At 57.9% G+C, this 13,585-nt stretch carries 11 protein-coding genes; 4 read left to right on the forward strand and 7 right to left on the reverse strand.

What is annotated here, in order from left to right; translation table 11 throughout:
* Positions 1-63 precede the first annotated feature (63 nt).
* Together rfaD and cysM are read left to right on the forward strand one after the other, a co-directional pair.
* Positions 64-1,059 (forward strand): ADP-glyceromanno-heptose 6-epimerase, encoded by a 996-nt coding sequence (gene rfaD / locus GSR16_RS04790; RefSeq protein ID WP_159875395.1) that lies wholly within the window; start codon positions 64-66, stop codon positions 1,057-1,059.
* 129 nt (positions 1,060-1,188) lie between these two features.
* The gene (gene cysM, locus GSR16_RS04795; protein WP_159875396.1) at positions 1,189-2,103 is read left to right on the forward strand and encodes a cysteine synthase CysM; all 915 of its coding nucleotides are present in this window, start codon (positions 1,189-1,191) and stop codon (positions 2,101-2,103) included.
* Positions 2,104-2,144: 41 nt separating this feature from the next.
* On the opposite strand, the gene GSR16_RS04800 is transcribed toward cysM, so the two are convergent.
* The 4 genes from GSR16_RS04800 to GSR16_RS04815 all read right to left on the reverse strand — a co-directional run bounded on the left by GSR16_RS04800 (position 2,145) and on the right by GSR16_RS04815 (position 5,936).
* A complete protein-coding gene (locus GSR16_RS04800; RefSeq protein ID WP_159875397.1) occupies positions 2,145-3,050 on the reverse strand; it encodes an acyl-CoA thioester hydrolase/BAAT C-terminal domain-containing protein in 906 nt (301 codons plus the stop codon).
* A gap of 61 nt (positions 3,051-3,111) precedes the next feature.
* A complete protein-coding gene (locus tag GSR16_RS04805; RefSeq protein ID WP_205677496.1) occupies positions 3,112-4,290 on the reverse strand; it encodes a DUF3734 domain-containing protein in 1,179 nt (392 codons plus the stop codon).
* A 107-nt stretch (positions 4,291-4,397) separates the two neighbouring features.
* Positions 4,398-5,180 (reverse strand): 3-hydroxybutyrate dehydrogenase, encoded by a 783-nt coding sequence (locus GSR16_RS04810; RefSeq protein ID WP_159875399.1) that lies wholly within the window; start codon positions 5,178-5,180, stop codon positions 4,398-4,400.
* A gap of 15 nt (positions 5,181-5,195) precedes the next feature.
* Positions 5,196-5,936 carry an acetoacetate decarboxylase gene (locus GSR16_RS04815; protein WP_159875400.1) on the reverse strand — a complete coding sequence of 247 codons (741 nt, stop codon included), beginning with the start codon at positions 5,934-5,936 and terminating at the stop codon, positions 5,196-5,198.
* A gap of 292 nt (positions 5,937-6,228) precedes the next feature.
* On the opposite strand from GSR16_RS04815, the gene zapE reads away from it, so the two are divergent.
* Complete coding sequence (zapE, locus tag GSR16_RS04820; RefSeq protein ID WP_159875401.1) at positions 6,229-7,392, forward strand: cell division protein ZapE; 1,164 nt, start codon at positions 6,229-6,231, stop codon at positions 7,390-7,392.
* Between the two features lie 47 nt (positions 7,393-7,439).
* Here the strand turns inward: zapE and GSR16_RS04825 are convergent, their stop codons facing one another.
* The 3 genes from GSR16_RS04825 to earP all read right to left on the reverse strand — a co-directional run bounded on the left by GSR16_RS04825 (position 7,440) and on the right by earP (position 9,863).
* Positions 7,440-7,982: a DinB family protein gene (locus GSR16_RS04825; protein ID WP_159875402.1), complete on the reverse strand. Its 543-nt coding sequence runs from the start codon at positions 7,980-7,982 to the stop codon at positions 7,440-7,442.
* Between the two features lie 102 nt (positions 7,983-8,084).
* Positions 8,085-8,648, reverse strand: a complete 564-nt coding sequence (efp, locus tag GSR16_RS04830) for an elongation factor P (protein ID WP_159875403.1) — start codon at positions 8,646-8,648, stop codon at positions 8,085-8,087.
* Positions 8,649-8,705: 57 nt separating this feature from the next.
* A complete protein-coding gene (earP, locus tag GSR16_RS04835) occupies positions 8,706-9,863 on the reverse strand; it encodes an elongation factor P maturation arginine rhamnosyltransferase EarP (RefSeq protein ID WP_159875404.1) in 1,158 nt (385 codons plus the stop codon).
* Positions 9,864-10,039: 176 nt separating this feature from the next.
* On the opposite strand from earP, the gene GSR16_RS04840 reads away from it, so the two are divergent.
* Entirely contained in the window at positions 10,040-13,363 is a 3,324-nt protein-coding gene (locus GSR16_RS04840; protein ID WP_159875405.1) for a DUF748 domain-containing protein, read from the forward strand.
* Positions 13,364-13,585 lie beyond the last annotated feature (222 nt).

A 13,585-nucleotide genomic window follows, 5' to 3' on the forward strand; every position in this document is an offset into this window, starting at 1 on the left:
CCGTTATATGCTACCGGGGCTGAGGCTGCATGCCTGCACCGGTGGAACACAAAAGGATGAATCATGACCATCGTGGTTACCGGCGCCGCCGGCTTTATCGGTTCTAATATCGTCAAGGCGCTGAACCAGCGCGGCATTACCGACATTATTGCAGTGGACAATCTCACCTCCGGCGACAAGTTCCGCAATCTGGTGGACTGCGAAATTGCCCATTATCTGGACAAGCATGATTTCCTCAATCTGCTGCTGGAAGGCGAATACGAGGGTGAGATCAGTGCCATCCTGCATCAGGGTGCCTGCTCGGACACCATGAACCATGACGGCAAGTACATGATGGATAACAACTATCAGTACACGCTGGCGCTGTTTGATTACTGTCAGCACGAGGAAATCCAGTTCCTGTTTGCCTCAAGCGCCGCCACCTATGGCAAGGGCACCATCTTCAAGGAAGAACGTCAGTACGAAGGCCCACTTAATGTCTATGGCTATTCCAAATTCCTGTTTGACCAGGTACTGCGCCAGCGTATGCAAGAAGGTCTGTCAGCCCAGGCGGTAGGCTTCCGCTACTTCAACGTCTATGGCCCGCAAGAGCAGCACAAGGGCCGTATGGCCTCGGTGGCCTTCCACAACTTCAACCAGTACCGCGAACACGGCAAGGTCAAGCTGTTCGGCAGCAATGATGGCTGGGGCAATGGCATGCAAAGCCGGGACTTTGTCTCGGTGGAGGACGTGGTCAAGGTCAATCTGTACTTCCTGGACAATCCGGGCAAGAGCGGCATCTTCAACCTGGGTTCCGGTCGCGCCCAACCCTTCAATGACGTTGCCGTGTCCACCGTCAATGCCTGCCGTCGGCACGAAGGCAAGCCGGCGCTGAGCCTGGACGAACTGGTGGCCCAGGGCATCATCGAATACATCGAATTCCCGGAAGCACTGAAGGGCAAGTACCAAAGTTTTACCCAGGCAGACATCGGCAAGCTGCGCGATGCCGGTTACAGCGCACCGATGCTGACGGTGGAGCAGGGTGTGGATCGCTACGTGGACTGGCTGATCAGCCGCTAAGGCTTGTTCATCCCGGCAAAACCGCCATGCCGCGCGCTGGCGGTTTTTTCATGATCTGGGCGGGCAGGCCGGAATTGGTTATTTGATTAGAAATAACGGTTCGACTGGAAGATAGCGCCAGGTCGTATAATGGCGCTCTCGCAAGGAGACTTCACCGTGTACAAGTATCTGGAAGATTTCGTCGGCCACACCCCCCTGGTACGGCTCAAGCGCATGCCGGGCGACAGCAGCAATATCGTGTTGCTCAAGCTTGAGGGCAATAACCCGGCCGGCTCGGTCAAGGACAGGCCTGCGCTGTCGATGATCCGCCGGGCCGAAGCGCGCGGCGATATCAAACCGGGTGATACCCTGATCGAACCCACCAGTGGCAACACCGGTATCGCGCTGGCCATGGCGGCGGCGATGATGGGCTACAAGATGATTCTGCTGATGCCGGAAGGCTCCAGTGCCGAGCGGGTGCAGACCATGCGCGCCTACGGTGCCGAGGTCATCCTGACGCCGAAGTCTGCCTCCATGCCGGGCGCCATTGACGAGGCGCACCGCATGCAGCAAGCCGGGCTGGGCGTCATCCTCGACCAGTTTGCCAATCCGGATAATCCGCTGGCGCATTACGAAAGCACCGGCCCGGAAATCTGGGCTGATACCCAGGGCGGAATTACCCACTTTGTTTCCAGCATGGGCACTACCGGCACCATCATGGGCAATAGCCGCTTTCTCAAGGAAAAGAACCCGGCCATCCAGATCATCGGTGTGCAGCCGGAAACCGGCAGCCAGATTCCCGGCATCCGCAAATGGGAAGATGAGTACCTGCCCAAGATCTGCGATTTCAGCCGTATTGACCAACTGATTCATGTATCCCAGCAAGAAGCGGAAGACACGGCACGCCGACTGGCACGCGAAGAAGGCATTCTGGCCGGGCCGTCCTCGGGTGGCGCACTGGCGGTGGCGCTGCGGCTGAACCAGCAGCTGGAGAACGCGGTGATTGTGTCCATCGTCTGCGACCGTGGCGATCGCTATCTGTCCACCGGGCTGTTTCCTTTATAAGTTTGCTACCGTAATACAGTGAGGCAAATGTCCCCATACCGCTAGTTATTGACCAGATACTGATTCAGTAGTTGAAACAGATCTGCTCTCGCGGTAGGGGATAGACTATGTCCATTGTTCGAGTAAATCCGAATGGTCAGATTGTGCTTGTTGTGTTCGGTAAATTTCTGTTCCAGATATTTGACCGATGCCAGAGGCTGGTTGGCATCCTCTGCACCAACTCCTAGCAGTATGGGAACGCTAATTGTTAAATAGTCTTCGATAGGGTCGACATCCAGTATATCGTTCCACCAGTGTATCGGATTGCCAAACCAGTTCTTTTGCAAAGATGCAGACTCATTTTTTATCATTTTGCTAGCTTGATCAATGTCGTATATTTTATTGAGCAAATGATTATTTTTGAGCTCTTGTAGAGAGCGCCTCATGGTGAAACCACCACTGCCAATGATTACTATATGTGTTACAGATGGTAGTTGTGTTGCAGCCTTGATAATTACATTGGCTGCCTCTGAAACGCCGATTAGTACGATGTTTTTCGGTTTGAATGAGAGTTCTGCGTTTTTTGCTTTGACAAAATTGATAAAATCCTGCTGGCGATTTTTAAATATATTTGCTCGGACAAAGTCATCTCCGCAGCTATTGATAAACGACAGATCATTTACATATCTTTTATTTAGAGCATAAAGAGTTGCATTGGCTTTGATTGCCGAAAAATATTGTGGTAATTGGTATTTAAGACTGAAACAGCCTGTTGCTGCATAGGTGAATATCGCTGTGTCTTTTTTTATGTCTCCAAAGGCTATTTCGTAATAAATGGCGCTGCCACCATCTGGATAATGAAACAGTTTTCCAGTAGGTGCTTGTTCGGAAAGAGGAGGCACGCTTTGGCAGCCTAGCAGCAAAACCAATAGCAACGCCTGTAGCAGGTAAATACACTTGGTGAGCATGATATTGGTTTTGTCTGCAGTGTTGATAGTATTTAGCCTTGCGCCTAACTAAATTCAGGCTTCAGCGGTGAATATCGTGGCTGACAAAGGGCTGCTCGGCGCTGGGCATGTTCAGCCAGCCGGGGCGGTGCAGGCTGTTGCGGATGTCCTGATAGCCGCTATGCCAATGCTGGCGCATGGTTTGCAGGCCAAACTGGTAGTCCTTGTAGTGGTCATCGTAAACCTTGTCCTGATAGATCAGATGCACCACGTTCAGGCGCTGGCAGTTGGCGGCATGCCGGGCGGCCAGAAAGGCTGCCGAGCCATGCTCGCTTTCGGGAACCAGTGCCATCAGCTCGGACAGCAGTTCACGGTATTGTAGTTCCTGGCGCAGGACATCGGTCACCATGCGGGTGCGGCTGGAATACTGGATATCCTTTTGCCGCATGGCCACTTCCTTCATATTGCCGGGCAAGTTGCCGCGGGCACTCCACAGGTCCACCTGGAAGGCCAGGGTGTTGTGGCGGTTTTCCTTGCTGATTAGCTGGCTTAGCGGTGTATTGGATACCACGCCGCCATCCCAGTAGAACTCGCCGTCGATTTCCACTGCCGGAAAGCCGGGAGGCAGGGCACCGGAGGCCATGAAATGCTCCGGTCGCAGCTGTTGCCGGGTATTGTCGAAATAGACGAAGTTGCCGCTACGGACATTGACTGCCCCAACTGATACCCGCATCTGCCGGCTGTCGTTGATCCGGTCGAAATCGGCCAGCTGTTCCAGCGTCTGCTTGAGTGGGCTGGTGTCGTAAAAACTGATGTCTGCCGGACTGCTGGTATGTTGCAAGGCCCAGGGCAGGCGTGGTCGATAAAAGCCGTTTTGTCCCTCCAGCATCGAGCGCCAGGCTTCCCAGCCGGCCAGCAGATGCTGCATGCTGGCCGGCCAGTGCTCGGGGTCCAGCATGGCCAGCGGTGTGGCGGGCAGAATGGGTGGCTGGCAGATGGTTTCCCAGAAGCGGCGCAGCTGGTCTACCCGTTTGCCCGGCGGATTGCCGGCAATGATGGCGGCGTTCAGTGCCCCAATGGAAATGCCGGCTACCCAGTTGGGGTGCAGCTCGGCCTCGGCTAAGCCCTGATACACTCCGGGCTGGTAGGAGCCCAGTGCGCCGCCGCCTTGCAGCAGCAGGGCGACAACATGGTATTGATGGCCTTTGGGCAAGCTGGGGCTGTGGTAAAGGCGGTGTTGAGGATCGTAGCCAACGCTCATGCAATACTCCGTCTGCACATCGGTGTGCGGCTGTTGCTGGTTTGCCGTATAGAGGGGAACCGCCTGCAACCAAAAAGCAGGGGCTCCGCTCATTGCTTGGTGTGCGCTTATTGCATATACCAGCCGTGGCTGACCACTACCGACTGGCCGGTAAGGGCGGCGCTGGGGAAGGCGGCCAGGAATAGCGCCGTCTGGGCGATATCGTCCACCGTGGTGAATATCCCGTCCACCGTGTCGCCCAGCATTACATGCTTGATGACTTCGTCTTCGCTGATACCCAACGTTTTGGCTTGTTCCGGGATCTGTTTTTCCACCAGAGGGGTACGGACAAAGCCGGGGCAGATGACGTGCGAGCGCACATTGTATTCTGCCCCTTCCTTGGCCAGTACCTTACTCAGCCCTAGCAGCGCGTGCTTGGCGGCGACATAGGCGGATTTCAGCTTTGATCCCTCATGCGAATGTACCGAACCCATGTAGATGACGGTACCACCGCGCTTGTCCTTGTACATGTGGGGCAGGGCGGCGCGGGTGGTGAGGAAGGCGCCATCGACATGGATGGCCTGCATTTTTTTCCAGTCGGCAAAGCTGAACTCCACCAGCGGGCTGATGATCTGGATGCCGGCATTGGAAATGAGAATATCCAGCTGGCCAAAGGCGTCCACTACTGCCTGGGTGCCGGCGATGACGGCTTCCTCGTTGGTGACATCCATCGCCACACCCATGGCCTTGCCACCGGCGGCTTCGATTGCGCTGGCCGTGGCTTGGGCCGCTGCCAGATTGATGTCGGCGATGGCTACTGCTGCCCCTTCTCGGGCATAGGTTTCGGCAATGGCACGGCCAATGCCGCTGGCGGCACCGGTAATCAGGGCAACTTTTCCTTGCAGCTTCATGAGGCTTCTCCTGTTTCAGACCAGATAATCAAACTCGACCTTGCCCAGACCCAGGGTCAGATCGGCAACATAATGTTTGGCACCCAATACTTCCAGCACCGGCAGCTCGGCTACCGGAGCCAGCGCATGGGCAAACAATGACAGCGCGGCCGGGCCGCTCCAGGCTCCATGTACGGTGACATCCAGCATGGGAAAGCTCACCAGCTCGCAGATACGCGCCGTTCCATCAACATGGGGGATGATTTTCAGCAGGTAGTTCGGGGTGGTACGCAGGCTTTCGGCAATGGCCTGCCCGTCCAGTTCCCGGTGTTTGTAACCCATGGTGCCGGTGGCCACGCGTACCGGGCCGTAGTTCAGCTCGCCCACCAGGGTGTCGGTATGCACTTGCAGACGGGGGCTGGCCATCTTTTTGGGAAAACCCCACAACTCGCGGCCGCCGGCGGTTGGCGGATGGTCGTTCAGGTACATGGCATGGGTGTAGTTGCCCGGCTTGCCCTGATAGGAAACCGGAATCACCTGGCCGCTTTCGGTGTAGTCGCCAAAACCGGTGGAATCCGGCATGCGGATGAATTCGAAATTGACCACCGGCTCGGTCATTTGCAGTGGCTCAGGAATCACTGCACGCAGTTTGTCCGGGTCGGTGCGATAACTGATGATGAAGAATTCCCGCTGGTAAAAGTGGTAGGGGCCGGGTGGAAAGGCCGGGCTGGTGAGTGGCATGGCAAAGGCTTGCCGACGAATCTGTTCGATATTCATGGCCGTACCTGTAAGGGTGTCTACGTTGCTGGATTGCATGCCGCCATGGCTACGGGCGACAGCCCGTAAAGGATGTCTGGCGAGGCTGCTCACAGCCAGATCGTGGTGGCTGGTCTAATTGTCAGGGATGAGGGATTGCAGTTGCATGTCCGGCCCTGTTTTTCACTTGACCGGCAACGTGTCGATTCGGGTTATCATGCGCTATTAATCGCCGGTCGGGCAGGGTTCGCGGTATGGCTTCATTGCGCCGGTGCCAGCCTGCGCCAAAACCAACAACAGAACAGCACATATCATGTCCCAGCATACCTTTTCCCCGGATGACAACGCCCTGACCAGTCCCAAAGCCTGGTATCAGGCCGCCAGTGAAAAGCCCGGTTTCATTCATGACGCGGCCCAGGCTGCCGCGATCGAACACCTGGACGCATTGTGGCATCAGCTGCTGGAGTTCAAGGACAAGCGCAACCGCTTTCTCGGGCGTAGCCTGCGTAGCCCGGATGTGCCGCGTGGCCTGTATTTCTGGGGAGGGGTGGGCCGTGGCAAGAGTTTCCTGATGGACGCCTTCTATGCCTGCGTGCCGTACCGCCGCAAGCGCCGTATCCATTTCCACAATTTCATGGCTGAGGTGCACCGCGAGCTGCGCCAGCTGGCCGGTAGCAAAGACCCTTTGCTGGCCTATGCCGACAAGATCGCCCGTGAAACCCGCCTGCTGTGCTTTGACGAATTCCATGTCAGCGACATTGCCGATGCCATGATGCTGGGTCGATTGCTCAGTGCCTTGTTCGAGCGTGGCGTGGTGTTGGTCACCACCTCCAACTATCCGCCTGACGGTCTGTATCCCAATGGCCTGCAACGGCAGAACTTCCTGCCCACCATCGAACTGATCAAGCGTGAGCTGGATGTGCTGAACGTGGATGGCGGCAATGATTACCGCCTGCGCGAACTGACGCGCGAGCCCTTGTTCATGGTGCCGGACGACACTGCTGCCCAGGCGCGCATGGAAGGTATGTTTACCCGCCTGAGCAGCGAGGCTTTGATTGCCAAGCAGGAAATCGAAGTGCTGGGGCGGCAGATTCCGGTAAAGAAACTGGCGCCGGGCATCATCTGGTTCGATTTTTTCGCCATTTGCGATGGCCCGCGGGCGCAGACTGACTATCTGGAAATTGCCACCGAATTCCATACCGTGTTCATCAGCGGCATCCCTAAACTGGCGGCCAAGGATGCCTCCATTGCCCGCCGCTTTACCTGGCTGGTGGATGTGTTTTACGACAACCGCGTCAAGCTGATTGCCTCTGCTGTCGTGGAAATCGATGACATCTATACCGACGGCGTGCAGGCCAGCGAGTTTTTCCGTACCGCCAGCCGCCTGACCGAGATGCAATCCAAGAGTTATCTGGAACTGCCGCACCAGAGTGCCGGCCAGACGCACGACCAGCCGCCGCCGGGTGTGGTGATCTGAGCCAGCATGCTCCGTCTACGGCCAGACTTTGTCTGGCCTTTGCTGTGTCAGGCTGGCGGAATGTCGTCGATCAGTGCAATCAGGTCGGTGATACCCACATCCTCGCCCAGCTGCGATAGCAGGGTCGTAGCCTGACCGCGGTGGTGGGTCTGGTGATTGAACAGGTGCAGCAGCAGGGCGTGGAAGTTCTTGCATTGCGCCACGCCGCGGGTGTTGTGATAGGCCAGCGGCTGATCAAGATCGCGGTCCTGTAGCTGGGCACACAGCTGGATGATGACCTGGTCCAGCAGCTGGCGGCGCGTGTAGAGCGCAGCCAGATTATCAAACAGCAAGCCGTTAAGCGAAGCCGGCTGCGTGATGTCCTGTAGTGCGTGCAAGGCCGGAAAGCCAGCCGGGTGCTGACGATAGCGCTGCAGCCACAGGGTATCGCCCACCACAATGTGATTGAGCGTACCGAATACCGAGCCAAAGAAGGCTCCCATGCCACGCTGCAGCGCGGCTTCTGGCAAGCGGGCTGCTGTCTGGTAAAGCTTGTCATTCATCCATTGGTTGTAGCTGGCTTGCAGCGCAAGCTGTTCGAGTCGGTCCATGATCCCCTCCGGAAAACAGCACGATAACGCAGCACTTGTCCGAATGACAGGCAAAACAAAAGCGACCCGTGGGTCGCTTTTTCTACAGCATCAGGAAGGCGATCAGGCGCGCTTCTTGAATTCGCCGGTGCGGCTGTCGATTTCGATCTTTTCGCCGGTAACCACGAAGGCCGGAACCTGTACTTCGAAGGTGGTACCAACCAGCTTGGCCGGCTTCAGAACCTTGCCCGAGGTATCGCCACGTACGGCCGGCTCGGTGTATTCCACTTCGCGAACCACGGTGGTCGGCAGTTCAACGGAGATGGCCTTGCCATCGTAGAAGGTAACCTGGCAAACGTCTTCCATGCCGTCAACGATGTAGTTGATGGTGTCGCCCAGGTTGTCGGCTTCTACTTCGTACTGGTTGAATTCGCTGTCCATGAACACATACATCGGGTCAGCAAAGTAGGAGTAGGTGCAATCCTTGCGGTCCAGAACCACGACATCGAACTTGTCGTCAGCGCGGTAAACGGCTTCGGAGCCGGCGCCGCTCAGCAGGTTCTTCATCTTCATCTTCACGACGGAAGCGTTACGGCCGGATTTGCTGAATTCAGCTTTTTGCACGACCATCGGGTCGTTGCCTACCATGAATACGTTGCCAGCGCGGAGTTCTTGTGCGGTTTTCATTACGTGTAAAGTCCCAAACTCTTGATTGAACTCGGAAAACGGTTTCCGAAAAACGGGCTATTTTAGCCGGTTTTGTATGAATTGCACCAGCCGCATCCCCAAGTCTCCCGCGTGCAGCAGTTTGTCCGGCCAGCTGCGGCTGAGCTGGTGCCACTGCGGCAGATACTTTTCCAATGCCTGCCAGGCGGGCAGCATGCCCTGGCCATGGTTCCAGGCATGGCTGGCTGCCTTTAGCGCGCTGGCGGTTGCTGCGTCAATACCTCGACAGTAGTGTGACAAAAAGGCATCAAGCTTCACCATGTGTGCAGCGTCGTCCTGCGGGTAGATGTGCCAGATGAAAGGCCTGCCTGCCCATTGCGCACGCACGAAACTGTCTTCGCCGCGTACAAAGTTGATATCGCACGACCACAGGGTGAGGTCGTAACTGTCCTGATCGGTCATCGGCAACACATGCACGGTCAGTGCACCACGGCTGATATGCTGGCCGGCCTGTAGCCGCTGGCCCATCACCGCCTCCACATCGGCCAGCACCTTGCCTTCCGGCACCATGCAGTGCACCGGCATGGAACTGTGCGTCCAGTAATCCAGCAGTTCGCGCGCGGCGGGATTTTCGTAGGCAAACAGGCTGACGCGCCATTCTTCCGGCTGTTTCTCCGGGATATCGAACATCTGCCAGAAGGCGCGCTGTGCCAGGCTGTCCTGCTGCCAGCGCTGCCGGGTGGTGATCAGCCCGTCCTCGCACAGCAGGCCGCCGGTGTGCTCGGTGAAGCCGGGAAAGAAAAAGTATTTGGTCAGGGGCAGGCGCGGGTGGGGCGAGGCCATGCCGTGACATCCTTCCACCCAGTCTTCGGCCGACAGGTATTCCAGATTGATCCATACCGGTGTGACCGCTGCTTTGGCCATTGCCAGCGCTACCGCATCAGGCAGGCGGCAACCAAAGGCCTCAATGACTACCTGCGCGGGATTGTAGTCGGTAAAGGTGGCATCCGGCTGCCACTGGCAGATGGTGATGCCATCCAGCTCCTGTCTGGGACAGGATGGGTCAAGCACGGGGGCAATACGGGCAAAGCTGGCCAGATCATCCACCCACAGGCGCACCGCGTGGTCAAAATCGTGCGTCAGCCGGCGCGCCAGTCGCCAGGCGACGCCGATATCACCGTAGTTGTCGATGACGGTGCAGAAAATATCCCAGCTTAACGGTTTGGAATGTGGCATGGCATGCAGGGTTAAGGGAGGCTGGCGCAGCATAGCACGCGGCCATGCTGCTTGCCGGGTTGGCTTCCGGCAGATGATGGCTGCTGGCGACGATGACAACATTGCTAACAACATGTAACTAACACTGTTTGATAAAGCAGTTAAAATGAAAAACTGCTGTCAAAAAGAAGATTGTCATGAGCGCAACTGATCAGAGTACCGGGAAACCTACTTCCTCTCGCCGACCTGCACGCTGGCGGCGCTGGCTGGCCGGCATTGCCGCCATCCTGCTGTTGCTGTGGGGGTTTCTGGCTGGTATCGCGCCGGGCATTGTCCAGAGCCAGGCGGCTAAATGGGCAGCCGGTATCGGCCGCAAGCTGACGTTGGGAGAGGTATCCATCAATCCCTGGCGCATGGCCGTGGAAGTACGTCAGTTACAGCTGGCCGAAGGCCAGGGTGCGCCGCTGTTTGCCGCGGATCGGGTGTATGTGAATCTGGACCCCTCAGCCTTGCTGCTGGGGCGTTGGCAATTGTCGGAATTCAGCGTTGATGTCCCGAAGGTATGGGTACAGCGTAACGCCCAAGGCCAGTGGAACTGGGCGCGCTTCATCAGTGATGCCAGCGGCCCGGCCCAGCCTAAAAAAGACGATGGTTCGCCGACCAAATTCCTGCTCCAGGCATTGAACATCCGCAATGGCCAGGTCATGTTTCAGGACCGGCTGGCCGGTACTGACAGCTTCAAGGTTTCGCCGCTGAATCTGGCGCTGACCGATCTCACCACCTTGCCCGAAGCCGGTGGCTATCGCCTGCATGCGGCCCTGGGCGACGGTACGCAACTGGACTGGAAAGGCAGCCTGCAATTGCAGCCCTTGCAATCGAGTGGCACCGCCAGCATTCGTGGTTTTACCCTGGCCAGCATCTGGGAATACGTTAAACCGCATTTCAATATTGCCAAGCCGCAAGGCACGCTGTCGGTACAGGCCAGCTACCAGTTCGACCTGAAAGGCAAGCAGCCGCAGTTGCAGATCAGCCCCTTCAGCGCCGAACTGAAGGGCTTGCAGATGCAGGCTCCCGGTACGCAGCATCGCTTTGTCCTGCCTTCCTTGCAGCTGAAAGGGGGGCGTTTTGACCTGCAACATAGTCAGTTGAGCCTGCAACAGATCGCGCTGGATGGCGGCAGCCTGGAAGCACAGCGCATGGCAGACGGTAGTCTGGACTGGCTGGCAGCCCTGCCTGCCAGCAAGGCAGCCGGTGCGGCATCGACCGAAAACAGCAAAGCAGCCCCTTCGCCATGGCAGGTGAAGGTGGAAGACATCAAGCTGGCCAACTGGCAATACCGCTTTGGCGATGCCGGTTTTGCCACCCCGCTGCAAGTGGCGGCACGCCTGCCGCTGCTGCACGCCCGCTTTGAACTCGACCCGAAACGTGGTTTCGCGGTGGACAAGCTGGCTGGCGAGCTGGCTGACATCAAGCTGGGCAATGCCACGCAGCCAGAGAAAATCACTCTGGCCAAGCTTAGCGTGCAGCCCTCGCGCATCGTGCAGCAGGGACAATTGCTTGAACCTGGTGCCGTGGAACTGCAAGGCTTGCGGGTGGCGGTGGAGCGCAACAAGCAAGGGCAGTTGAATCTGGCCCAGCTGTTTGCCCGTGGCAAGACGGCGGCTGCAGCCACCAAACCAGCCGCGCAGCAGGACAAGCCGGGCTGGCAGCTGCATTACCCCACACTCACCCTGAGTGATGGTGAAATCAGCTGGAACGATTACACCCTGTCGCGTCCGGTAACGGCCAGCTTGCGGGCGCTCAATGCCCGGGTGGAGAGTCTCGATGCGCAACAATTGGCCGTCACGCTGGATGGCAAGCTGGAGAACGGCCAGTTGCAGGCCGCGCTGCAGCTGGACCCGGCTACGGCGGCGCTGAAGGGACAGATCAAGGCCGATGGCCTGCCGCTGGTACCGTTTGCGCCTTACGGCCTGTCCACCACCCCGCTGCACATGCGCGGCGGCCAACTGAATGCGGCGCTGGATGTGGAATCGGCCAGTAAGGGCTGGAAAGTGGCCGGTACTGCCGGCATCAGCAAACTGGCCATCATGGAGCCGGGCGAAAAGCTGCCGCTGCTGGGCTGGGACAATCTGAAGGTGAATGGCATCAAGGCCCAGAGCACCCCGGCAGTGCCGCTCAGCGTGGCGGTGCAGGATATCCGGCTGGAAGCCTTGTCAGCGCGGCTGATTCTGGATGCCAAGCGTCAGCTCAACTGGCAGCGCATTTTTGCCGCCAAGCCCAGCTCCGCGCCGACGGCAGCCGCACCGGCCAAGGCCGCGCCTGCTGCGGCCATGCCGCCAGTGGATATCCGCAGCATTCACCTCAATCGCAGCAAGGTGCAGTTTGCTGACCAGAGCATGAACCCCAACTTTGCCACCCAGATGCACCATCTGCGCGGTTCGATTCAGGGCCTGTCCACCCGTCCGGGGCGTACCGGCACCGTGACGCTGGATGGTGATGTGGACCAGTACGGCGATGTGCGGGTTCGTGGTGCGCTGGCACCGATGGCGGTAACCGACAATACCGACATCACCATGTCATTCCGTAATATTCCGCTCAACAACCTCAACCCCTATGCCACCACCTTTGCCGGCTGGCGCATTAACGACGGGCGCTTGACGGTAGATCTGCATTACCTGTTGGAACATCGCCAGATGAAGGGGCAGAACCGGGTGGTGATCAACACCATTCAGTTGGGGGACGAGGTACCGGACTACAAGGGAACCCACCTGCCGCTGCGACTGGCGGTGGCCTTGCTGGAGGATAGCGACGGCAAGATCGACCTGGACCTGCCGGTATCCGGCAGCTTGGACGACCCGCAGTTCAGCTATGGCCAGATTGTGCGGAAGGCGCTGGTGAATGTGGTGACCAAGGTGGTAACTGCGCCGTTCCGGGCGCTGGGTGCCCTGCTGGGCGGCGAAGGTTTTGACAGCGTGTACTTCATTCCGGGCGAAGCCAGCGTGGCACCACCGGAGCGCGAGAAGTTGGAAAAGGTGGCCGGCGTCATGGCCAAGCGGCCCAAGATGCAGCTGCAGATAGCCGGCAGCTACGATCCGGATGTGGACAGCAAGGAGCTGGCACGGGCGCGTATCGACAGCGCCATTCTGCAAGCAGCCGGACGCAGTCTGCTGCCAGGTGAACCGCTGCCGGTGCCGGATATGGCAGACCCGGCCATGCTGGATGCCATCAAGACGGTTTATGCGCATGATCTGGGCCGACTCAAGCTGATGTCCCGTACCCTGAACCCAAGTGGACCATCCGGTGCCGCGTTGGCCAAGCTGCTGCGTGGTGAGCTGATTGCTGCCCAGAAAGTGGACGATGCCGCCTTGCACCTGCTGGCGCGGCAGCGGGCAGAAAATGCCCGCAAGGTGATGATGCGAATTGACAACACTCTGGCCGATCGCCTCACTGTGGGTGAGCCGGTTAAAACCCGCGCCGAACGGGACGGTGTGGCACTGGGGATCAAGCTATCCAGCAAATAGTTCCTGAAATGGCTTGATGTCCATCAATAAACGGCGTAACTACATATAGTGTAATACGCCGTTTTCTTTTGCCAGATGTTGTGGCTTGACCGGCTTACTTGATACACGCTCACCAGAGCGTGTCAAGGTGTGCATTGCCTGGCGAACAGGCGTAGAGTGCATGGATTGCCGAAATGGCAAGGCTGCAGAAGTCAGGAAAATTCTCAAAAATTTCAGGAAATC

The sequence above is a fragment of the Aquitalea denitrificans genome, from assembly GCF_009856625.1.
Classification (GTDB): Bacteria; Pseudomonadota; Gammaproteobacteria; order Burkholderiales; family Chromobacteriaceae; genus Aquitalea; species Aquitalea denitrificans.